This window comes from Pantoea sp. BAV 3049, from assembly GCF_009765445.1.
In the GTDB taxonomy this organism is placed as follows: domain Bacteria; phylum Pseudomonadota; class Gammaproteobacteria; order Enterobacterales; family Enterobacteriaceae; genus Erwinia.
The window spans coordinates 2,871,821-2,893,021 of record NZ_WHOY01000031.1 but is presented as its reverse complement, the minus strand read 5'-3'; the positions used below and the strand labels follow the sequence as shown (position 1 = coordinate 2,893,021).

General features: G+C 55.9%; 17 protein-coding genes and 1 pseudogene. 10 read left to right on the top strand and 8 right to left on the bottom strand.

The window, feature by feature from the left end; all coding sequences use genetic code 11:
* Positions 1-296 precede the first annotated feature (296 nt).
* A complete protein-coding gene (rhtA, locus tag GSQ70_RS14505; RefSeq protein WP_158783196.1) occupies positions 297-1,205 on the bottom strand; it encodes a threonine/homoserine exporter RhtA in 909 nt (302 codons plus the stop codon).
* A 365-nt stretch (positions 1,206-1,570) separates the two neighbouring features.
* Between rhtA and ompX the strand changes: the two genes are divergently transcribed.
* Positions 1,571-2,083, top strand: a complete 513-nt coding sequence (ompX, locus tag GSQ70_RS14500; RefSeq protein ID WP_158783195.1) for an outer membrane protein OmpX — start codon at positions 1,571-1,573, stop codon at positions 2,081-2,083.
* 46 nt (positions 2,084-2,129) lie between these two features.
* On the opposite strand, the gene GSQ70_RS26245 is transcribed toward ompX, so the two are convergent.
* Positions 2,130-2,255, bottom strand: coding sequence for a hypothetical protein (locus GSQ70_RS26245; RefSeq protein WP_255455415.1), 126 nt, complete (start codon positions 2,253-2,255; stop codon positions 2,130-2,132).
* 166 nt (positions 2,256-2,421) lie between these two features.
* Between GSQ70_RS26245 and mntR the strand changes: the two genes are divergently transcribed.
* The 6 genes from mntR (at position 2,422) to GSQ70_RS14470 (ending at position 10,057) form a co-directional block, all read left to right on the top strand.
* Complete coding sequence (gene mntR, locus GSQ70_RS14495) at positions 2,422-2,874, top strand: manganese-binding transcriptional regulator MntR (protein WP_158783194.1); 453 nt, start codon at positions 2,422-2,424, stop codon at positions 2,872-2,874.
* Between the two features lie 18 nt (positions 2,875-2,892).
* Complete coding sequence (locus tag GSQ70_RS14490; RefSeq protein ID WP_158783193.1) at positions 2,893-4,008, top strand: SLC13 family permease; 1,116 nt, start codon at positions 2,893-2,895, stop codon at positions 4,006-4,008.
* A 116-nt stretch (positions 4,009-4,124) separates the two neighbouring features.
* Positions 4,125-5,252: an HlyD family secretion protein gene (locus GSQ70_RS14485; protein ID WP_158783192.1), complete on the top strand. Its 1,128-nt coding sequence runs from the start codon at positions 4,125-4,127 to the stop codon at positions 5,250-5,252.
* Positions 5,249-6,817: a DHA2 family efflux MFS transporter permease subunit gene (locus GSQ70_RS14480; RefSeq protein ID WP_158783191.1), complete on the top strand. Its 1,569-nt coding sequence runs from the start codon at positions 5,249-5,251 to the stop codon at positions 6,815-6,817. Before GSQ70_RS14485 ends, GSQ70_RS14480 begins: the two co-directional genes overlap by 4 nt.
* 1 nt (position 6,818) lies before the next feature.
* Positions 6,819-8,363 carry an efflux transporter outer membrane subunit gene (locus GSQ70_RS14475; RefSeq protein WP_158783190.1) on the top strand — a complete coding sequence of 515 codons (1,545 nt, stop codon included), beginning with the start codon at positions 6,819-6,821 and terminating at the stop codon, positions 8,361-8,363.
* Positions 8,364-8,464: 101 nt separating this feature from the next.
* Positions 8,465-10,057, top strand: coding sequence for an ABC-F family ATPase (locus tag GSQ70_RS14470; protein WP_158783189.1), 1,593 nt, complete (start codon positions 8,465-8,467; stop codon positions 10,055-10,057).
* Positions 10,058-10,291: 234 nt separating this feature from the next.
* On the opposite strand, the gene GSQ70_RS14465 is transcribed toward GSQ70_RS14470, so the two are convergent.
* From GSQ70_RS14465 to puuD, 4 genes are all read right to left on the bottom strand, one after another.
* Complete coding sequence (locus GSQ70_RS14465) at positions 10,292-11,572, bottom strand: FAD-binding oxidoreductase (protein WP_158783188.1); 1,281 nt, start codon at positions 11,570-11,572, stop codon at positions 10,292-10,294.
* A gap of 2 nt (positions 11,573-11,574) precedes the next feature.
* Positions 11,575-13,065 carry an aldehyde dehydrogenase PuuC gene (gene puuC / locus GSQ70_RS14460; RefSeq protein WP_158783187.1) on the bottom strand — a complete coding sequence of 497 codons (1,491 nt, stop codon included), beginning with the start codon at positions 13,063-13,065 and terminating at the stop codon, positions 11,575-11,577.
* 132 nt (positions 13,066-13,197) lie between these two features.
* Entirely contained in the window at positions 13,198-13,752 is a 555-nt protein-coding gene (gene puuR / locus GSQ70_RS14455) for an HTH-type transcriptional regulator PuuR (protein WP_158783186.1), read from the bottom strand.
* A gap of 23 nt (positions 13,753-13,775) precedes the next feature.
* Positions 13,776-14,540, bottom strand: coding sequence for a gamma-glutamyl-gamma-aminobutyrate hydrolase (gene puuD, locus GSQ70_RS14450; RefSeq protein ID WP_158785321.1), 765 nt, complete (start codon positions 14,538-14,540; stop codon positions 13,776-13,778).
* A 210-nt stretch (positions 14,541-14,750) separates the two neighbouring features.
* On the opposite strand from puuD, the gene GSQ70_RS14445 reads away from it, so the two are divergent.
* Together GSQ70_RS14445 and GSQ70_RS14440 are read left to right on the top strand one after the other, a co-directional pair.
* Positions 14,751-16,169 carry a glutamine synthetase family protein gene (locus tag GSQ70_RS14445; RefSeq protein WP_158783185.1) on the top strand — a complete coding sequence of 473 codons (1,419 nt, stop codon included), beginning with the start codon at positions 14,751-14,753 and terminating at the stop codon, positions 16,167-16,169.
* Positions 16,170-16,329: 160 nt separating this feature from the next.
* The gene (locus tag GSQ70_RS14440; RefSeq protein ID WP_158783184.1) at positions 16,330-17,706 is read left to right on the top strand and encodes an APC family permease; all 1,377 of its coding nucleotides are present in this window, start codon (positions 16,330-16,332) and stop codon (positions 17,704-17,706) included.
* 95 nt (positions 17,707-17,801) lie between these two features.
* Here GSQ70_RS14440 and GSQ70_RS14435 read toward each other — a convergent pair whose 3' ends face one another.
* The gene (locus GSQ70_RS14435) at positions 17,802-19,064 is read right to left on the bottom strand and encodes a 4-aminobutyrate--2-oxoglutarate transaminase (protein ID WP_158783183.1); all 1,263 of its coding nucleotides are present in this window, start codon (positions 19,062-19,064) and stop codon (positions 17,802-17,804) included.
* 126 nt (positions 19,065-19,190) lie between these two features.
* On the opposite strand from GSQ70_RS14435, the gene GSQ70_RS14430 reads away from it, so the two are divergent.
* The gene (locus tag GSQ70_RS14430) at positions 19,191-20,690 is read left to right on the top strand and encodes a PLP-dependent aminotransferase family protein (RefSeq protein ID WP_158783182.1); all 1,500 of its coding nucleotides are present in this window, start codon (positions 19,191-19,193) and stop codon (positions 20,688-20,690) included.
* A gap of 151 nt (positions 20,691-20,841) precedes the next feature.
* Here the strand turns inward: GSQ70_RS14430 and GSQ70_RS14425 are convergent.
* Positions 20,842-21,200 (bottom strand): annotated as a pseudogene (locus GSQ70_RS14425) (formaldehyde-activating enzyme).
* Position 21,201: the final 1 nt, after the last annotated feature.

Genomic DNA, 21,201 nt, shown 5'->3' with positions numbered 1-21,201 from the left:
CGAGTTAAATGAGATTAATAAAGATTATCAGTTAGGTTTAATTAGTTAAATTACTGATATAATTCTTATTTTTTATTGAAAGGGAAAGGTTAAATGGGGGTGTTATTTTTAATGATTATCTGTTGTCGGATATTTCTGAGCGGAAATTTCACATCGATGTCACCAAAATATAACAGGTGTAATGGCGCAAAAGTTAAAATAACTTCGCCCCATCGGTTGGGGCGAAAATAGACTGGGGCGTCGCGGGTAATCAACTGTCAGTTTGACCCGACATCCGGGAGGGGGCAGGGTGGCAATCATTCCCGCAGCTCGCTTACCGGATCGATTTTCTTTTTTCTGGGTCGCATGGTCAGCGTCGACCCTGCTGAGGCCAGGATAATTGCCAGCAGGCCCAGCCACTGCACCAGCGTCAGCTCCTCACTCAGGAACAACATTCCGGAGAGTGCCGCCATTGCCGGTTCAAGGCTCATCAGCGTGCCGAAAGTTTTCGCTGGCAGACGGGTCAGTGCCACCATCTCCAGCGAGTAGGGCAACGCACTGGAAAGCACCGCAATGGCCAGTGCGACGGGGATCAGCGACAGGCTCCAGATGCCGCTGCTGGCATAAGCCAGACCTATCGGCACAAAAATCAGCGAAGCAATCAGCGATCCCATTGCCACGGTGGCCGGGCCATGCTCAGCGCCGGCACGTTGGCCGCTAAGGATATAGACTGCCCAGAAGGCACCGGCCAGCACTGCCAGCAGGGCACCTTTAGGATCCACACCGGAAATACTCTGCCCGATGGGTAACAGGATCCACAGGCCCAACAGCGCCAGCAGCACCCAGACAAAGTCCAGCGGGCGGCGTGAACCGGCCAGTGCCAGTGCCAGTGGGCCGGTGAACTCCAGCGCCACCGCAATACCCAACGGGACGGTGCGTAACGCCAGATAGAAGGAGTAGTTCATGCCGCCCAGAGCAATGCCATACAGCACCAGTGGCAGGAGCTGCTGACGGCTGAAGCGTAAACGCCAGGGTTTAAAGATAATGCAGAGGATCAGCGTTCCCAGCGAAAGACGCAGAGCAGTAATACCCGGCGCACCAACTACCGGGAACAGGGTTTTTGCCAGCGCCGCGCCGCCCTGAATAGAGATCATGGCTATCAGCAGAACCAAAACGGGTAGCCAGATGGGAGTGTGTGAAGATGATGTAGCAGAGGAAGAGGACATCCTGTAGACCAGCCTTATTTGTCCATCAAAGTGAGAAAAAGTTCCCCACAGTGTAATGGAACGCCCGGTCAAGCGGGTGGAAAGGCTGAAAAAAATGTCAGCGAAACGCTGAAATCAGGGCCAGAACGGTAAAGAAACGTCAGGATTAATTAAGAATAGCCTTAATGAACATTTTTTTACATTCTGATGACGGAGGTGAGGGAACTCCTAAATTATAAGGAAAAAGAATGACATGCAAAACTTCATTAACGTCCTGTTACACCAAACTTTGTGTTGGACAACAATTTCGGGGCAGAGTTTCTTCCTGAGTTTTGTTATATTTTCAGCGTTGTCAGGAGATAAGTATTTTCACATTTGAGGTGGTTATGAAAAAAATTGCATGTCTTTCAGCACTGGCTTGCGTACTGGCAGTATCTGCTGGTTCAGCAATGGCACAAAGCACTGTTTCCGGCGGTTACGCACAAAGCGATATGCAGGGCGTAATGAACAAAGCTAATGGCTTCAACCTGAAGTACCGTTACGAAGATGGCAGTAACCCACTGGGTTGGATCGGTTCTTTGACTTATACCGCTAAAAATGACTCCGAAGCGGGCGTTTACAACAAAGGCCAGTACTACGGCCTGACCGGTGGTCCTGCTTACCGTCTGAACGACTGGGCAAGCATCTACGGTGTTGTAGGTATCGGTTACGGTAAATTCCAGCACAACGGCGTGGATCGTAACAAAACTGATTCAAGCGATGTTGGCTTCTCTTACGGTGCAGGTATGCAGTTCAACCCAGGCATCGAAAACGTTGCACTGGACGTGGGCTACGAGCAGAGCCGTATCCGTAGCGTTGACGTTGGCACCTGGATTGCTGGCGTAGGTTACAGCTTCTAAGTTGTCACCGCCTTGCCGGTTCCGGCTGGCAATAAAAAATCCGCCCTCAGTGGCGGATTTTTTTATGCTCAGAGCACGGTTCTGCTGGCTTACTGGTCAGCATTTCCAGCAGCTGAAGCCGCAACGTAAACGGTGAGCGACAGAGCAGCTGCAATAAAAGTGGCTTGTTCATCCGACGTTCCTCCCGTTCGTTTTATCATCAGGTATAGCACAAGCTATCTTTTGTAGCCAGTGCTATTGCGCGAAATTTTGAGCTGTCGAGAGCTTCGTTTACAATGTGGCACCAACAGGCTGATGCGGCCGTTATCGGGCATCAGTGATAATAATGAGGAAGCTGAATGAGTCGTCGCGCAAAAACAGCAGTGCCCGCGCCACTGAAAGATATCGAAGAGCATGTCGAAGGCTTCCGTCAGGTGCGGGAAGCCCATCGTCGTGAGCTTATTGATGACTATGTTGAGCTGATTTCCGATCTGATCCGTGAGTTTGGCGAAGCGCGCCAGGTGGATATGGCGGCACGTCTGGGCGTGTCTCAACCCACCGTCGCCAAGATGCTGAAAAGGCTGGCTGGCGGGGGGCTTGTAGAGCAGGTTCCTTACCGGGGCGTTTTCCTGACTGCAGAGGGTGAAGCGCTGGCTGAAGAGAGCCGTAAGCGGCACCATATTGTGGAAACCTTCCTGCTGGCGCTTGGGATCAGTCCTGATACCGCACGCCGCGATGCAGAAGGACTGGAGCACCATGTCAGTGATGAAACGCTGGCCATTTTCCAGAAATTTTACGAAAGCCGACAATAACCCATTCTGTGAGTCCGCATGGCAACGCTGCTCAGGCCTTTTCTGCACGATCGCTTCTTGCATCTGTTAGTTGTTCTGGGCCTGCTGCTGGCCTGCTTTGTTCCCTTCAGCCTGCGGCAGCTGCCTGCCGCGGTTGACTGGCCCACGCTGACCACGCTATGTGGTCTGCTGATGCTGACCAAAGGTATTGAAGCCAGCGGCTACTTTGACGTACTGGGACGGCGGCTGGTGCGGCGTTTTCACCATCAGCGGGCGCTGGCGCTGTTCTTTGTCGCCGCTTCCGCACTGTTGTCCACCTTTCTGACCAACGATGTGGCGCTGTTTATTCTGGTGCCGTTGACGTTGTCGCTACGCCAGTATTCTGCACTGCCCATTGCCCGGTTGATCATCTTTGAAGCGCTGGCGGTTAACGCCGGTTCGCTGTTGACTCCCATCGGGAACCCGCAAAATATTCTGCTGTGGCGTCACGGGGAAGCAGGCTTTGGCGGTTTTGTCTGGCAGATGTTGCCGCTGGCTGCCGTGCTGGTCGCCAGTTTGCTGATCCTGACGGCAATCTGTTTCCCCCGTCGCCGGATTGAGCTCTCTTCCCATCAGCAGGAGACAAGCTGGCAGCGTCCATTACTGATTGCCAGCGCCGTGCTTTATCTGTTGTTTATCGTTGCGCTGGAGCTGGACTTTGCCGTCTGGGGTCTGCTGGTGGTGTTTTTGCTGCTGCTGGTGATGGCCCGCCGTATTCTGCTGAGCATTGACTGGAGTCTGCTGGTCGTATTTATCGCCATGTTTATTGATGTCTTCCTGCTGACACAGTTGCCCGCTCTGCAGCACGTTCTTCATCAGATGACACAATTGCCGGGGGGAGGGCAGTTCCTGGTGGCGATTGGTTTATCTCAGGCGATCAGTAATGTGCCTGCCACTATTCTGCTGCTCAGCAGCCTGCCCGCCAGCACGCTGCTTGCCTGGGCGGTAAATGTTGGGGGCTTTGGGCTACTGCCGGGCTCGCTGGCTAACCTGATTGCCCTGCGCATGGCGAAAGATCGCCGTATCTGGTGGCATTTTCATCTCTATTCTGTGCCGATGCTGGCGTGGGCTGTCGCGGTTGGCTGGGGGCTTTATTTAGTAATAAATGCGGCCTGACCTCAGTCTAATCTGACTTAGTAAAGAAACGCTGGTATTTGTCAGTTTACGTTCTATTGTTATAGCAGCGTACTCTTGCGGACCTGGTTTGGGTCCGCTGTAAACTGATGAGAACTATGGCTAATCAATCAACTTCCCCGTCAGATGATGACCAGCGTCATCAGGATGACACCCAGCAGCAGGACAACAACGACCAGTCTGAACGCAAGCGTCCCGGCAAGAAACCGCTGATTATCCTCGGGATAGTGGTGGTAATTGCGCTGATTGTGGCGCTGTGGTTCTGGTTGAGCACCCGCAATATCGAAACCACCGATGATGCCTTTACCGAATCGGATGCGGTCACCATCGCGCCGAAAGCTTCAGGTTATGTCACCAAACTTCTGGTGCGTGATAACCAGCGCGTGAAGAAGGGCGATCTGCTGGTGCTGATCGATCCCCGTGACAATACAGCCCAGCGCGATCAGGCGCAGGCTCAGCTTGGCCTGGCTGTCGCTCAGCTGCATCAGGCTCAGGCCTCGCTGGCGCTGTCTAAAGTTCAGTATCCGGCGCAGAAAGATCAGGCTCTGGCCCAGCAGGCGAAAGCGGAAGCCAACTTGCTCAACGCCCAGGAAGATTACAAACGCCAGCGCGGCGTCGATCCCCGTGCCACCTCTCAGCGGAATATCGATGCGGCCAGCGCGCAGTTAAGAAGCGCCAAAGCCGAGCTGGAAAGCGCCAAAGCGCAGGTTGAAGTGGCTTCACAAATCCAGCTGCAGATTCGACAACAGGAAACCAATGTGGAAGCCCGTCAGTCGCAGGTGCAGCAGGCTCAGGCCCAGCTGAATACTGCCAATCTGAATCTCTCCTATACCGAAGTGCGTGCGCCTTACGATGGCTTTGTCACCAAGCGTAATGTGCAGGTCGGCACACTGGTGCAGGCAGGCAGCTCGCTGTTCTCACTGGTTTCGCCGGACGTGTGGATCACCGCTAACTTCAAAGAGTCGCAGCTGAACCGGATGAAGCCGGGTGACAAAGTGGATATCTCCGTTGATGCATGGCCGGACCTGAAGCTGCAGGGGCATGTGGACAGCGTGCAGATGGGGTCTGGTTCGCGCTTCTCCACCTTCCCGTCCGAGAATGCCACCGGCAACTACGTGAAGATTGTGCAGCGTGTCCCGGTGAAAATCGTTATCGACAAAGGGCTGGATCCGGACAAACCTCTGCCGCTGGGGCTGTCGGTTGAGCCTAAGGTGACGGTTGAATGAGTCACAGCGAGAACTGGAAACCGGCCAGTAATCCCTGGCTGGTCGCCATGACGGTTACGCTGGCGGTGTTTATGGAGATCCTGGACACCACCATTGTTAACGTGGCGCTGCCGCACGTCGCCGGTTCGCTCTCTTCCAGCTATGACGAATCCACCTGGGTGCTGACCTCCTATCTGGTGGCAAACGGCATCGTTCTGCCCATTTCGGCGTTTCTCAGCCGCCTGTTTGGTCGCAAACAATTCTTCCTGATTTGTATTGTGATGTTCACGATCTGCTCTTTCCTCTGCGGTATCGCCACCGAGCTGTGGCAAATCATCCTGTTCAGGGTTTTGCAGGGTTTCTTTGGGGGGGGCTTGCAGCCGGTGCAGCAGTCTGTTCTGCTTGACTACTTCAAGCCAGCCGATCGTGGCAAAGCGTTTGGCCTCTCTTCGATTGCCATCATCGTGGCACCGGTGCTGGGTCCGACCCTCGGTGGCTGGATCACCGATAACTACAGCTGGCGCTGGGTGTTCTTTATCAATATCCCGGTGGGGATTTTCAGCGTGCTGGCGATCTACCAGTTGTTGGAAGATCCGCCGTGGGAGCGTAAGTGGGCGAAGGGTAAACTCAAGATCGATTACATTGGCATCAGTCTGATCACCCTGGGTCTGGGTTGTCTGCAGGTGATGCTGGACAGGGGAGAGGACGATGACTGGTTCAGCTCCAGCTTTATAGTCACCTTTGCCATCCTTACTGTGATTGGGCTGGTCGGTGCCGTTTACTGGCTGCTGTACGCGAAGAAGCCAGTGGTCGATCTGCATGTGCTTAAGGATCGAAATTTCTGGGTCGCCAGCATTTTGATGGCCGGGATGGCGGCGATCCTCTACGGCAGCTCGGTGGTTATTCCTCAACTGGCGCAGCAGGATCTGGGTTATACCGCCACCTGGTCGGGACTGGTGCTGTCGCCGGGCGCGGTGCTGATTGTGCTGTCGATCCCGCTGGTGTTGAAGCTGATGCCGATTGTACAGACGCGCTGGCTGATCGCCTTTGGCTTCATCTGCCTGTTTGTGTCGTTCATTTATTCAGCGACGCTGACGCCAAATGTCGATTTCACCACGCTGGTGCTGATGCGCAGCGCACAAACTATCGGACTGGGTTTCCTGTTTGTGCCGCTGACCACCATCGCGTTCGTCACCATTCCGCAGCGGCTGAACGCCGATGCCTCGGCGCTGTTCACCATGTGCCGTAACGTGGCCGGGTCGATAGGGATTTCGCTTTCCACCGCGATGATCACCGAGCGGGAGCAGGTGCGCAGTGCGAATATGGTGCACAACATGACCCCGCTGAATGAACCGTTCAACCTGACGGTGGAGCGCTGGGCGCAGGGGGTGAGGGACTTCACCTCGGCGGTGGGCGATCCGGTGACCATCGCCACCGGCCAGCTGTATAAAGAGATGATTGCTCAGGCCCGCATTCTGGCCTATATCGACGTCTTTATGGGCCTCAGTATTGTTGCCCTGGTCCTTATTCCCTTATGTTTACTGCTCGCGCCGATTAAGAGCGAGGGCAGTGCAGGAGCACACTGACATGAACGTTTTCCCTTATTCCGCGCGTTCGCGATTCAGCGTGCTGCTGGTCGCCACCCTGGCGCTGTCGGCCTGTTCGGTCGGCCCTGATTACCAGTCGCCGAAGCCGTCCACCCCGGCGACCTTTAACTCACTTCAGTCGGAAGCAGGTTCCCGGCCGCAGGCGACGGTGACTAATCCCGGCTGGTGGAAGTCGTTTAATGACCCTCAGCTGGACAGCCTGATTGAACGTGCCATTGCCGGGAACCTGAGCCTGCAGCAAGCGGTTCTGCGTATTGCCGGTTCGCGTCAGCAGCTGAATCAGGCGCGCGGGGCTTGGTTCCCTTCAGTGAACGGCAAGCTCTCCGCCCAGCGTCAGCAGTTGGGGGTGAAAGGCGAGCTGGAGTCTAACGGTGTTTACGATCAGATCGATCAAACCGATCCGGATCTGAAGTCTGCACTCAGCGGGTTAACCAGGCCGGTCGCCCTGTATCAGGGCAGTTTTGATGCTTCCTGGGAGCTGGATCTGTGGGGCAAGGTGCGCCGTCAGGTTGAAGCCGCCGATGCCCGGCAGCAGGAGTCGCTGGAAAGCCGCAACGATGCGCTGGTCTCGCTGGAAGCGGAAGTGGCGCGGACCTATCTGCAGTTGCGCGGCGCGCAGTCGATCAGCCAGACGCTGCAAACCCAGATTGATGTTGCGCAGCAGACGCTGGAGCTGACGCAGAGCCAGCAGCGTAACGGCCTGGCTCCGCAGATGGACGTCGAAAATGCCCGCGCCCAGCTTAATTCCCTGCGCGCTCAGCTGCCGCAGTATCAGTCCCAGATCCATCAGGCGATGAATGGCCTGGCGGTGCTGACTGGCAAACCTCCAGGCGCGCTGGATGGTGAACTGATGGCCACTAAGCCGTTGCCTGCGTTACCGAAAGAGGTGCCGGTCGGTCTGCCATCCACGCTGGCGCGTCGTCGTCCGGATGTGCGCCAGGCCGAAGCGAAGCTCCATGAAGCTACAGCGAATATTGGCGTCTCCGTTGCTCAACTGTTCCCGGACATCTCGCTGACCGGCCAGTTTGGCATGCGTAACACCGATATCAGTTATCTGGACAACTGGAGCAGCCATTTCTACAGCTTCGGACCGTCAATCTCGATTCCTCTCTTCCAGGGGGGGCAGCTGGTTTCCAGCGTCAAACTGGCCAGGGCAGAGCAGGCCAGCGCAGCGCTGGGTTACCGCCAGACAGTGTTGACCGCTCTGCAGGACGTGGAGAATGCGCTGGTCAGCTACCGCACCGATCAGCAGCAGGTGGATGGCCTGAACGAGACGGTTGATGCGCTGCAAAACGCATTCAACCTGGCGAATGACAGCTATTCCAAAGGTCTGTCATCATTTATTGATGCGCTGGATGCACAGCGCCAGCTGGCTCAGGCCGTGCAGCAGGCCGCTTCGGCAAAAGTGCAGAGCAGTCTTGACCTGGTGGCGTTGTATAAAGCGCTGGGCGGCGGCTGGGAGCTTTATCAGGACGTTAAGCTTCCGGAGTACTCAGTCTTTGGTCCCGCAGAGACCCCTGAGTAAAACCCGTGCTCTCAACGGGGGGGCAGTGTATTCGCCGTCCCTTTTTTTTGGCATAATGCGCGCTGGTTCACATTCTCACATCGCAAACGAAAGGCAATCCTGTGCTAGTTTCCAGCAACGTCACCATGCAGTTTGGCAGTAAGCCGCTGTTCGAAAACATCTCTGTCAAATTTGGCGGCGGTAACCGCTATGGCCTGATCGGTGCCAACGGTAGCGGCAAGTCCACCTTTATGAAAATTCTGGGCGGCGACCTGGTCCCGTCAGGCGGGAACGTGTCGATCGATCCTAACGAGCGCATTGGTAAATTGCGCCAGGATCAGTTTGCCTTCGAGCAGTTCACCGTGCTGGATACGGTGATCATGGGCCACGGCGAGCTGTGGGAAGTGAAAGAAGAGCGCGACCGCATCTATGCGCTGTCGGAAATGAGCGAAGAAGACGGCTATAAAGTCGCCGATCTCGAAGTGAAATACGGTGAAATGGACGGCTACACCGCAGAAGCGCGTGCGGGCGAGCTGCTGTTGGGCGTGGGCATCCCGCTGGAGCAGCATTACGGCCCGATGAGCGAAGTGGCACCAGGCTGGAAGCTGCGTGTGCTGCTGGCGCAGGCGCTGTTCTCTAATCCGGAAATTCTGCTGCTCGATGAACCGACGAACAACCTGGACATCGATACCATTCGCTGGCTGGAGCAGGTGCTGAACGAGCGTAACAGCACCATGATCATCATTTCGCACGACCGTCACTTTCTGAACATGGTCTGCACCCACATGGCGGATCTGGATTACGGCGAACTGCGCGTTTATCCGGGCAACTACGACGAGTATATGACTGCGGCCACTCAGGCCCGTGAGCGTCTGCTGTCTGATAACGCCAAGAAAAAGGCGCAAATCAACGAACTGCAGTCTTTTGTCAGCCGTTTCAGTGCTAACGCCTCTAAATCCCGCCAGGCGACTTCCCGCGCCAAACAGATTGATAAAATCAAGCTGGAAGAGGTTAAAGCGTCAAGCCGTCAGAACCCGTTTATTCGTTTTGAACAGGACAAGAAGCTGTTCCGTAACGCGCTTGAGCTGGAGTCCGTGACTAAGGGCTTCGACCAGGGGCCGCTGTTTAAGAACGTTAATCTGCTGCTGGAAGTAGGCGAAAAGCTGGCAATCCTTGGCCCGAACGGGATCGGTAAAACCACCTTTCTGAAAACGCTGGTGGCCGATTTGCAGCCGGATAACGGCACGGTGAAATGGTCTGAGAACGCCCGTATTGGTTACTATGCTCAGGATCACGCGCATGACTTTGCCAACGATCTGACCGTCTTTGACTGGATGAGCCAGTGGAAGCAGGAAAATGATGACGAGCAGGCGGTGCGCAGCATTCTGGGACGTCTGCTGTTCAGTCAGGACGACATCAGGAAGCCAGCCAAAGTGCTGTCCGGTGGTGAGAAAGGGCGCATGCTGTTCGGCAAGCTGATGATGGAAAAACCGAACGTGCTGATTATGGATGAGCCGACCAACCACCTGGATATGGAGTCCATCGAGGCGCTGAACATGGCGCTGGAGATGTACGAAGGTACGCTGATTTTCGTTTCTCACGACCGTGAATTCGTCAGCTCGCTGGCGACTCGCGTGATTGAGATGACGCCTGGCAAGCTGAACGACTTTACCGGCAACTACGAAGATTATCTGCGTAGCCAGGGTATCGTTTAAAACCAGGCTTATGGGGGGCTTGTGTGCCCGCGCGATGCTGATGTTGATAAAAACAGCGCATGCGCAGGGAACACAGGCCGCTTATAAAGACGCAAAAGGCGCCGTCCCTGGCAGCTCGTTCCGCACCGTCCATGGTGCGGGACGCTTTATTCCCGGCCTGTGTTCGCCGCGCTTCAGGTTTCAGCGTTGTTTGTGGGGAAAGTCTCATTTTCCGCGCTTCAGACATCTGCGTGGTTAAACTCCCAGACGATCGCGCAGGCTGTAATAGGCAGCGCCCATTGCCGTCAGCGGGATACGCATGTTGCGGCCCCCCGGGAACGGGTAGTGCGGCAGGGTCGCGAAGGCATCAAACCGTTCTGCATCTCCCCGCAACACTTCTGAAATCAAGCGGCCTGCCAGATGGGTACAGGTCACGCCATGGCCGCTGTCGCCCTGCATGTAGTAAATGTTGTTTTCCAGCCGGCCGAACTGCGGCATCCTCGATAGCGTCAGCAGGAAGTTGCCCGTCCATCGATAGCCGATTTTCACGCCTTTAAGTTGCGGGAAGGTTTTCAGCAGCTTCGGCATCAGCAGCCGCTCAATATCATCCGGATCGCGTGCGCCATAGACCACGCCGCCGCCGTACAGCAGACGATGATCGGCGGTCAGGCGAAAGTAGTCCAGCAGGTAGTTGCAGTCCTCAACGCAGTAATCCGAAGGCAGCAATGAGGCCGCAAGCTCCGGGCTGAGCGGTTCAGTGGTCAGTACCTGGGTACCGCAGGGCATGCTGCGTTTCGACAGTGCCGGTTCCAGCTTGTTGCCCAGGTAGGCATTGCCCGCGACAATTACATAGCGTGCTTCAACCTGTCCTGTGGCCGTTTTCACGATCGCCGGGTTGCCATGTTTAATCTCAATAACCGGCGATTGCTCGAAGATTTGGCCGCCGTTCAGCTCCACTGCCTTTGCTTCGCCAATGGCAAGATTCAGCGGGTGAAGGTGACCGCCGCGCTTATCCAGCAGCGCACCGACGTAACGGTCGCTGTCGACTTCCTTGCGGATCTGCCGGGCATCCAGCAGCTCAAGCTGGTCATTGCCGTAGCGCTCCCAGTTCTGTTTCTGCTCCTCCAGCGTACTGAACTGCTTAGAATTAAGTGCCACAAACAGGCCGCCCGGTCGGTAGTCGCAGTCGATTCCGTAGCGTTTGATGCGCTCACGGATAATATCGCCGCCTTCAAACATCATGCTGCCCAGCATGCGGGCGGCATCCGCGCCGTAAGTTCTTTCAATCACGTCCACATCGCGGCTGTAAGAGTTCACCACCTGGCCGCCATTGCGCCCGCTGGCACCAAACCCCACGCGGGCTGCTTCCAGTACCACCACCTTATAGCCATTTTCGGCCAGGTGCAGGGCCGAGGAGAGGCCGGTATACCCGGCACCAATAATACAAACGTCACAGGAGAGTGCCCCTTCCAGCGTCGGGAAAGGGGCGTATTTGTTGGCGCTTGCGGCGTAATAACTTTGCGTATGTTCTGTCATTATCAGGACTCCAGAGCGATCCAGATGGTTTTCAGTTCAGTGAATTTTTCGAGTGCATGCAGTGATTTGTCCCGCCCGTTGCCGCTTTGCTTAAAGCCGCCAAACGGCACGGTCATATCACCGTTGTTGTAGTTATTGACGAACACCGAGCCTGCTTTCAGGCGCCGGCTGACGCGGTGTGCACGGGAGAGGTTGTCGGTCCATACTGCAGCACCCAGGCCGTATTCGCTGTCATTGGCCAGTGCCAGCGCTTCTGACTCATCGCTGAAGCGGGTGACCACCAGAACCGGGCCAAAAATCTCCTCGCGGGAAAGACGATCCTGCGGATTAACATCGGTGAAAATGGTCGGGCCGACGCTAGCCGGATGCTGGTTGGTTCGGCCATCCAGAGCCAGCACGTTGCCACGCACTTCGCCATCACGGATAAAGCCCTGCACGTTGTCGGCGTGGGTGGCGTCGATCAGCGTGCCGTGTGTAGTGTCCGGATCGAGTGGGTTACCCGGCTGCCATTTCTGCGCCTCCGCCTTAAGTAACGTCACAAATTCGTCGGCGATGCTCTCCTCAACCAGCAGTCGGGTTCCGGCAATGCATACCTGACCCTGGTTGTAGAACACACCGGCAGCGGTGGCAGCGGCCGCTTTCTGCAGGTCAGGGCAGTCGGCAAAAATGATGTTAGCGCTTTTGCCTCCGGCCTCCAGCCAGACCCGTTTCATGTTCGACTCACCGGCATCTTTCAGCAGCTGCTTTGCGGTGCGGGTCGATCCGGTGAAGGTCATTACGTCGACATCTGCGTGGCGGGACAGCGCCTGTCCGGCTTCATCGCCGAATCCGCAAATGACGTTCAGCACGCCATCCGGCAGACCGGCCTGTTTTGCCAGACCGGCGATTTTGAGGGCGGTCAGCGGCGATTTCTCTGACGGTTTAAGTATCACACTGTTACCGGCCGCCAGCGCCGGAGCCAGTTTCCAGCAGGCCAGCATCAGCGGAAAATTCCACGGCACTACGGCAGCAATCACCCCCAACGGTTCACGGGCGATCAGCGCCAGTGCATCGCTGCTGGTGGGGGCAATTTCACCGTAGACTTTATCAATCGCCCCGGCATACCAGCGGACGGCTTTGATCGCGCCAGGAATGTCATCACGCAGGCTGTGGCGGATTGGCTTGCCGGTATCCAGCGTTTCCAGCAGCGCCAGCTCCTCGTGATGTTGCTCCATTAAATCTGCCAGGCGATTCAGCACGGCCTGACGTCTCTGCGGCGATGACTGCGCCCAGTCGCCCCGTTCAAACACCTCCCGCGCCGCTTTAACCGCCAGACCGACATCCTGCCAGTCTCCACGAGCGACCTGCACCAGCGTCTGCTGGGTTGCCGGGTTTTCAACGGCAAAAGTTGCTCCGCTGACGGCGTTCCGGTACTCACCGTTAATAAATAACCGTGTTTCTGGTTGTACAGTGCGGGCGGACTCTTTCCAGTATTCCAGAGCGTGATAATCCACAGTGACTCCTTCTTTTTTCAATGAGACAGCTTGAATTGATCCTGGGCGCAGCAAAATCAGGCTGCAGCAAAGCCCCGGAAAGAGTCCCGGGACAAAAATCATTATTAAGAACGGCGGTGTGGCACTAAGCGATCAGAACGTTGTCGGGGTATGGGCGCTGATAATGCGGCAGACTTTAGCGGAGGTGTTGCTGAAGCTGTGTGGAATGCCGGTATTAATGGCATAACTCTGCTTCGCAACCAGGTGGTAGCTCTGGCCGTTACACTTCAGAACCACTTCCCCTTCCAGCAGCGTGCCGATCTCTTCCCCCTGGTGCTTGATACGCTCCCCTGTAGTCGAACCCGGCTGATAGGTTTCAATCATCATTGCCAGCGTGCGGTCAGGGCCGCCGTTATGGATAAGCTTCATGGAAACGCCCTGGCTGCCGATTTCAATCAGGTCTTCATAATTGATGATTACCTGCGGCTCAGCCGGGATTTCCGGTTCGGCAAAAAATTCAGATAACGAAAGCCCGTACACTTTCAGGAGCTTTTGCAGGGTACTGATTGCCGGGCTGACTTTATCCAGCTCAATGGTGCTGATGGCGCTGTGTGTTAATCCAGACAGTTCGGCAACTCGGCGCTGCGACAGACCCCTTTGCTGGCGGATCTCAGACAAACGCTTACCGGGCTGGCCCTCATGATTCATAAAAGCATTTCCTTTCAAGTGAGTCAGAGTCGCTGTTTCTCAGCGTTATAGTTCTGACATGCTGTGATAAAACCTTCGAGCAATATGCGCGACAGGGCATATTCGCTACTTTTCCATTCCGGGTGCCACTGTACACCCAATGCATACGGATGGTCGTGGACGCTGACCGCCTCTACCAGCCCATCCTGTGAACAGGCCTCGACGCGCAGCATCGGCCCCAGGGTTTTGGTCCCCTGTCCGTGCAACGAGTTTACCCAGAATGTTTTACTCCCGGGAATCAATTGTGAAATCAGCCCGCCCGGCTGAATTTTGATTTCATGGGAGGGGGCGTACTGCTGCTCGATGGGCAGGTCCGGGTCTTCGCGATGCTCAAGAAACTGAGCATGATCGCATAACCGGCGATAAAGCGTTCCGCCCGTCGCCACCACTAATTCCTGCAGACCACGACAAATGGCAAAAATGGGGATGCGCCTTTCGAGCACGTGCGCAATCAGCGCCATGCTCAGAAGATCTCGCCCGGGATCGGCATCAGGCTCATCGCCGTTTTCACCATAGAGGTGCGGCTGCATATTACTGGGACTGCCGGGCAGTAAAATACCATCAAGCAGGGGCAGGGTTTCTGCCAGCAGCTGCGGCTCTGCCAGCGCATGGGGCAGCGCAATCGGCAAGCCTCCCGCCTCCAGCACCGCATTCAGGTACTTATCTTGCAACGTGTGGCTATGTTGGCCTTTTACCGTGTTACTGCACATCACCACACCGATAACTGGCCTGTAAAATATATCGACCATGATCAACCTCTCATTCTGGACTAAATTTTTGACAAATATTCGATTTCTCGTCTAAAGCGTGCATTATTTTCAGTCTTCTGTATTTTGATAACCCTTTTCTAATTCAAATGCAACATTTGAAAAACAATTTATTTGCGTATAGATTTCTGTTGTGTGCATTATATTTGACATTGTAGTCGTGACTTTGTAACCCACAAAAAGCGGTGAATCATGGAAACCAATATCGTAGAAGTTGAAGATTTTGTGCAGCATGCAGAAGAGAGACGGGGCAGCGCCTTCATAAGAGAGGTGGAAGAGTACCTCAGGCTCTGTCCCGCCACCCAGTATATAGACGTGATGTTGACCGATCTTAATGGCTGCTTCCGCGGGAAACGTGTCCCGGTTTCGGCCCTGCGTAAACTGGAGAAAGGCTGTTATTTCCCGGCTTCCGTATTCGCGATGGATATTCTGGGCAACGTGGTGGAAGAGGCGGGGTTGGGCCAGGAGTTAGGCGAGCCAGACCGCACCTGTATCCCGATTCCCGGCACATTAACCCCTTCAGCTTCCGATCCGGAATACCTTGGTCAGGTTCTGCTGACCATGCTTGATGAAGATGGCGCTCCCTTTGACGTTGAACCCCGTAATGTCCTTAACCGCCTGTGGCAGCAGCTTGCCCGGCATGGACTGCATCCTGTGGTAGCGGTAGAGCTGGAGTTCTATTTACTTGACCGTCAGCGCGATGCCGAGGGGTATCTGCAGCCGCCATGTGCGCCAGGCACTCAGGATCGCAATATGCAGAACCAGGTCTACTCGGTGGATAACCTGAACCACTTTGCCGACGTGCTAAGCGACATCGACGATCTGGCGCGTTTGCAGAAGATCCCGGCCGATGGTGCCGTGGCGGAGGCCTCTCCGGGCCAGTTTGAAGTTAACCTGCATCACACCAAAGATGTGCTGCAGGCCTGCGATCACGCTCTGGCATTAAAACGTCTGGTGCGGCTGGTGGCGGAGAAGCACCACATGCACGCCACCTTTATGGCCAAACCGCATGAAGAGTATGCCGGGAGCGGGATGCATATCCACATCAGCATCCTTAACGATAAAGGAGAAAACGTACTGGTCACTCCGCAGGGGGAAGACTCCACCATTCTGAAGCGTGCGCTGGCCGGAATGATCGAGCTGATGCCTGCCTCAATGGCGCTGCTGGCACCGAACGTTAACTCTTACCGCCGCTTCCAACCCGGTATGTATGTTCCCACTCAGGCCTCCTGGGGGCACAACAACCGCACTGTGGCGCTGCGTATCCCTTGTGGCGATCGCGATAACCACCGTGTGGAGTACCGTGTTGCGGGCGCTGATGCCAACCCTTATCTGGTGATGGCAACCATCTTCGCGGGCATTCTGCATGGTCTGAATAACGATCTGCCGCTGCCGCAGGGCGTCGAGGGCAACGGGCTGGAGCAGGAAGGTCTGCCATTCCCGATCCGTCAGAGTGACGCGCTGTGGGAGTTTGATCAGCATAAAGCGCTGCGCCAGCATCTGGGCGAGCGGTTCAGCCACGTCTGGCACGCCTGCAAAAACAATGAACTGATCCAGTTCGAACGCCTGATTACCGACACCGAGATTGAATGGATGCTGAAGAATGCCTGATCGCATCCCAGAGTACTGATGCAGTACAACGTGTCCTGCCGGAGCCGGGGCATCCTTCTCTGCCGGAGTTTTCCGGCTATTACCCGGCAGCCGCTGGAGGAGAAAACAGCGGCGACGGGGCTGTCACACCTTTACCTGGTGTGCAGAAAGGGGACTGTTAATGGCAATAGCTACAGAAGAAACAACGGAAAAACCGGGATTAAAGAAATCGCTCAGACTCTGGCAGGTCGTGGTTATGGGGCTGGCGTATCTCACGCCGATGACGGTTTTTGATACCTTCGGCATCGTCTCCGGGATCAGTCATGGTCACGTGCCGGCTTCCTACCTTCTGGCGCTTGCTGGGGTGCTGTTTACCGCTATCAGCTATGGCAAGCTGGTGCGCAAATTCCCGCAGGCGGGGTCGGCTTATACTTATGCCCAAAAGGCGATAAATCCTCATGTGGGTTTTCTGGTGGGGTGGTCGTCGCTGCTGGACTACCTGTTCCTGCCGATGATCAACGTCCTGCTGGCGAAGATCTATCTGTCGGTGCTGTTCCCTGAGGTCCCTCCGTGGGTCTGGGTGGTCGGTTTTGTGGCGGTGATGACCGCGGCTAACCTGAAAAGCGTCAGTCTGGTGGCGAACTTTAATACCCTGTTTGTGTTGATCCAGATCTCCATCATCGTGGTGTTTATTTATCTGGTGATCCACGGCCTGCATAAGGGCGAAGGGCTGGGGACCGTCTGGTCGCTGCAGCCGTTTGTCAGCCAGAATGCTCACCTGATCCCGATCATCACCGGCGCCACCATCGTCTGTTTCTCGTTCCTGGGTTTTGATGCGGTGACCACGTTGTCGGAAGAAACTCCCGATGCTGCAAAAACTATCCCAAGGGCAATCTTTCTTACGGCGTTGTATGGTGGAGTGATCTTTATTTGCGCCTCCTTCTTTATGCAGCTGTTTTTTCCGGATATCAGCCGGTTTAAAAATCCCGATGCGGCGCTGCCGGAAATTGCACTGTATGTTGGCGGCAAGCTGTTCCAGTCGATTTTTCTTTGCACCACTTTTATCAATACCCTGGCTTCCGGGCTGGCTTCTCATGCCAGCGTCTCACGCCTGCTGTACGTGATGGGGCGAGATAACGTGTTTCCGGAAAAGGTTTTCGGTTACGTCCACCCTAAATGGCGGACACCGGCACTGAACGTGATTATGGTCGGCTTCGTGGCGCTGTCTGCCCTCTACTTTGACCTGGTGAAGGCAACGGCACTGATTAATTTTGGTGCGCTGGTTGCTTTCACGTTTGTGAATCTCTCAGTGATTAACCACTTCTACCGTCGTGAAGGGCTGAATAAGTCCTGGCGGGAAAAACTGAACTATCTGGTGATGCCGCTGCTGGGTGCGGCCACGGTCGCCGTGCTGTGGTTCAATCTGGAGGCAACGTCGCTGACGATGGGGCTCTCCTGGGCGGCGATTGGCATTGTTTATCTGGCGTGGCTGACCCGTCGTTTTCGCCAGCCACCGCCGCAGTTCGATAAGCTGGATGTCGGGCTGCGTGGTGAATAGCTGAAGGGTCGGAAGGTGGGGAATTTATCTGCCTGATTTCAGCTAAAAAATCCCCGGAAGAGAGTCTCTTTTCCGGGGAGTGTTGCTTAATAAACTTATCCTTTAAGGATATTCGTCAGGATAGTCAGGGAGTGTTTGAACTGCGCATCCGGAATGGTTAACGGATAGAGGAAACGAATAACGTTACCGTGGACGCCGCAGGTCAGCAGGATCAGGCCTTGTTCCATGGCGCGTTTCTGAATGCTGCGGGCAATTTCACCGGAAGGTGCGCCGGTCGCCGGATCTTTAAACTCCGCAGCGATCATCGAGCCACGGCCGCGAACCTGGGCGATGGCCGGGTTGCCTGTACTGTTAAGCGTTTCGCTGAGGTCAGCGCCCAGCGTGTTGGCACGTTTGCACAGTTGCTCTTCATCAATAACGTCGAGCACGGCATGAGCGGCGGCTACAGCAATCGGGTTACCGGCGTAGGTTCCGCCCAGCCCGCCTGGTGCCGGGGCATCCATCAGCTCTGCACGGCCAGAGACGCCAGAGATAGGGAAGCCGCCGCCAAGGCTTTTTGCCATGGTGATCAGGTCGGGTTTTGCATCCGGGTAGTATTCGCTGGCAAACACTTTGCCGGTACGGGCAAAACCGGTCTGGATTTCATCGGCCACCAGCAGAATACCGTGCCGATCGCAGAGCTGACGCAGCGCGTTAACGAATTCAGGAGGCGCGACGTTAAAACCGCCTTCGCCCTGTACCGGCTCGAAGATGATGGCTGCGACCTGCTGCGGGGCGATATCGCAGTGGAAAATATCTTCCAGGCTTTTCAGCGAGTCTTCGGTGCTGACGCCGTGAAGAGCATTGGGATAGCGGGCATGGAACACTGAGCCGGGGAAGGGGCCGAAGCCAGTCTTGTAGGGGGCGACTTTGCCGGTCAGCGCCATGGTCATCATGGTGCGGCCATGGAACGATCCGGTGAAGGTAATCACGCCCGGACGGCTGGTAGCAGCGCGAGCTATTTTCACCGCATTTTCGACCGCTTCAGCTCCGGTGGTGAAAAATGTGGTTTTCACTTTGCCTTCAATTGGCACCAGCTTGTTCAGGCGCTCGGCCAGGGAAAGGTAATTTTCATAAGGGATCACCTGGAAAGCGGTATGGGTGAAGCAGTCCAGCTGCTGTTTTACGGCAGAGATCACTTTTGGGTGACGGTGGCCGGTATTCACTACGGCGATCCCCGCAGCAAAGTCGATATAGTCACGGCCATCGGTATCGGTGATGGTCGCATTTTCTGCTTTGCTGACCAGGAAATCACACATTACGCCGACCCCGCGAGGGGTGGCGTCATGGCGGCGCTGCTGAACATTATTATTTTGCATGGTGTGCTCCATTTATCGGGTAACAGAGAGAGTCGGACAGAATGGTAATGACTGACTTATAATGATTTTTAGCGTTTCTGGGGGGCGGTTAGCCAGATCCAGTTTCAACTATTTTAGGGAGCCACTTTGCGCACACTCGTTGGCGACCTGGTTGCTTACCGCATCGGGCAGGCGATGTCGGGCACACTGGGCAAGCGTCTTTATGATGCGTTACAGCAATCTATTCAGGAAGGCACTCTCGCGCCGGGCACCCGGCTGCCCGCGTCCAGAGATCTGGCGGCAGAGCTGGAGGTGTCGCGCAATACGGTGATTGCTGCCTATGAGCAGTTGCAGTCCGAGGGTTACCTGAAGACCCGCAAGGGGAGCGGGACCTTTATCAGCGATCGCCTGCCGGAACCTGATATGCCGGTGGGCGAGGAGCGGCTTGATGGTGCGCAGAACACTTCCGGCCAGCTCACGCTCTCACGTCGAGGCGAGCAGTTGCTGAGCCGCTCCGGAGCCAGCCAGCGCCAGTGGGGAGCCTTTATGCCTGGCGTGCCGGACGTGCGGCATTTCCCGCACAAGACGTGGCAAAAGATCGTGCGGCGTCTGAACGCCAGGCTGCCAGTGGAGCTGCTGAGTTATTCCCAGCATGGGGGCTATGCTCCTTTGCAGCACGCACTGGTGGACTATTTGCGGGTGGCGCGTTCAGTCAGATGCACTACCGATCAGATCCTGATTACCTCCGGTACTCATCAGTCACTGGATCTGCTGGCGAAGATGCTCTTTAATCCGGGCGACCGGGTCTGGGTGGAGGAGCCGGGTTACTGGGGGCATCGTAGCGTACTGGAGATCAACGGTCTGCAGACTGTCCCGGTAACGGTGGATGATGATGGGATGCAGCTGCCGTCCACCGGGGAGGTGACTGTGCCGCCAGGGCTGATTTGTGTGACGCCTTCGCATCAGTACCCGACGGGGTCAGTAATGGGACTGGAGCGGCGTAAGGCACTGCTTATGCAGGCGAAAGCCTGGGGAAGTCTGATCGTCGAAGATGATTACGACAGCGAGTTTCGCTACGGTGAGAATCCGATCTCGTCCCTGCAGGGGCTGGATGCCTCGGACAGCGTTATCTATCTGGGCACCTTCAGCAAGACGCTTTATCCGGGATTGCGCACCAGTTATATGGTGGTGCCGAAGCCGCTGGCGGAAAGGCTGAAAATAGCCCATTCCGAGCTGTACCGTGGGGGCTATGGCATTACCCAGTTGACTCTGGCGGAGTTTATCCGCGAGGGGCATTATGCAGCGCATGTCAGGCAGATGCGGCAGTTGTACAGCCGGAGGCGCGAGGCGCTGGTAGAGGTGATCTGCCGTGAGCTGGGGCCGGAATTTATCGGGCAGAACAGCAATGCCGGGCTGCATCTGATTCTGGCGCTGCCGGAGACGGTGGATGATGTGGCGCTGAGCAGGCTGCTGGAGCAGCAGGAGGTGTGGACGCGGCCGCTGTCAGTGTATTACCAGGCAGAGGCGAAGCGGCGGGGCCTTATTCTGGGCTATGCCTGTGTGGATGAGGCGGCGATGGCGGAGACTTTTATGCCGATAGTCCGGTGTCTGAAATCTCAAAACAGTGCCTGCGCGGGGAAATTCTGACAAGGTTAAAATCGCACTGGTGCCTGCGTTCCCCGCGCCTTTTGTACATGGTGGAGATGCCAACGTGCACTCTTTGCTGCCCATATTCATGGTGCCAAGACAGAGGCGTGACACCTTCAGCCCGCTGTTGCCCAGATTGATGTATTCCATGTCAGGCTCCTTTTACTTCCGGCGTGTAGAAAGGGTTGCCGGGCGGTTTCAGCGCCTGGTGAAGCTGGACCTGTCCGGGTATTTTCTCCATCGCGGCCTGAATAGCCTGAGTACAGGCTTTGTAGCCATTGCGGTAGACCTCGTCCACGTCGTCGCAGGCCGGGTTAACGTACAACGTCATCGGTTTGGCCGGGACATTGGGCTTCAGCACCACCATAAACGGGTTGTGTCCGCGGGAAGGGGAGACCGACTGCTGGAAAACGCCTGGCCGACCAGGCCGTCACGCGGTCCAATCATGATACTGATATGCGCGGCATTGATGCCGTCGCCTGCAAACCCTTCGCCGATATACATTTCTATG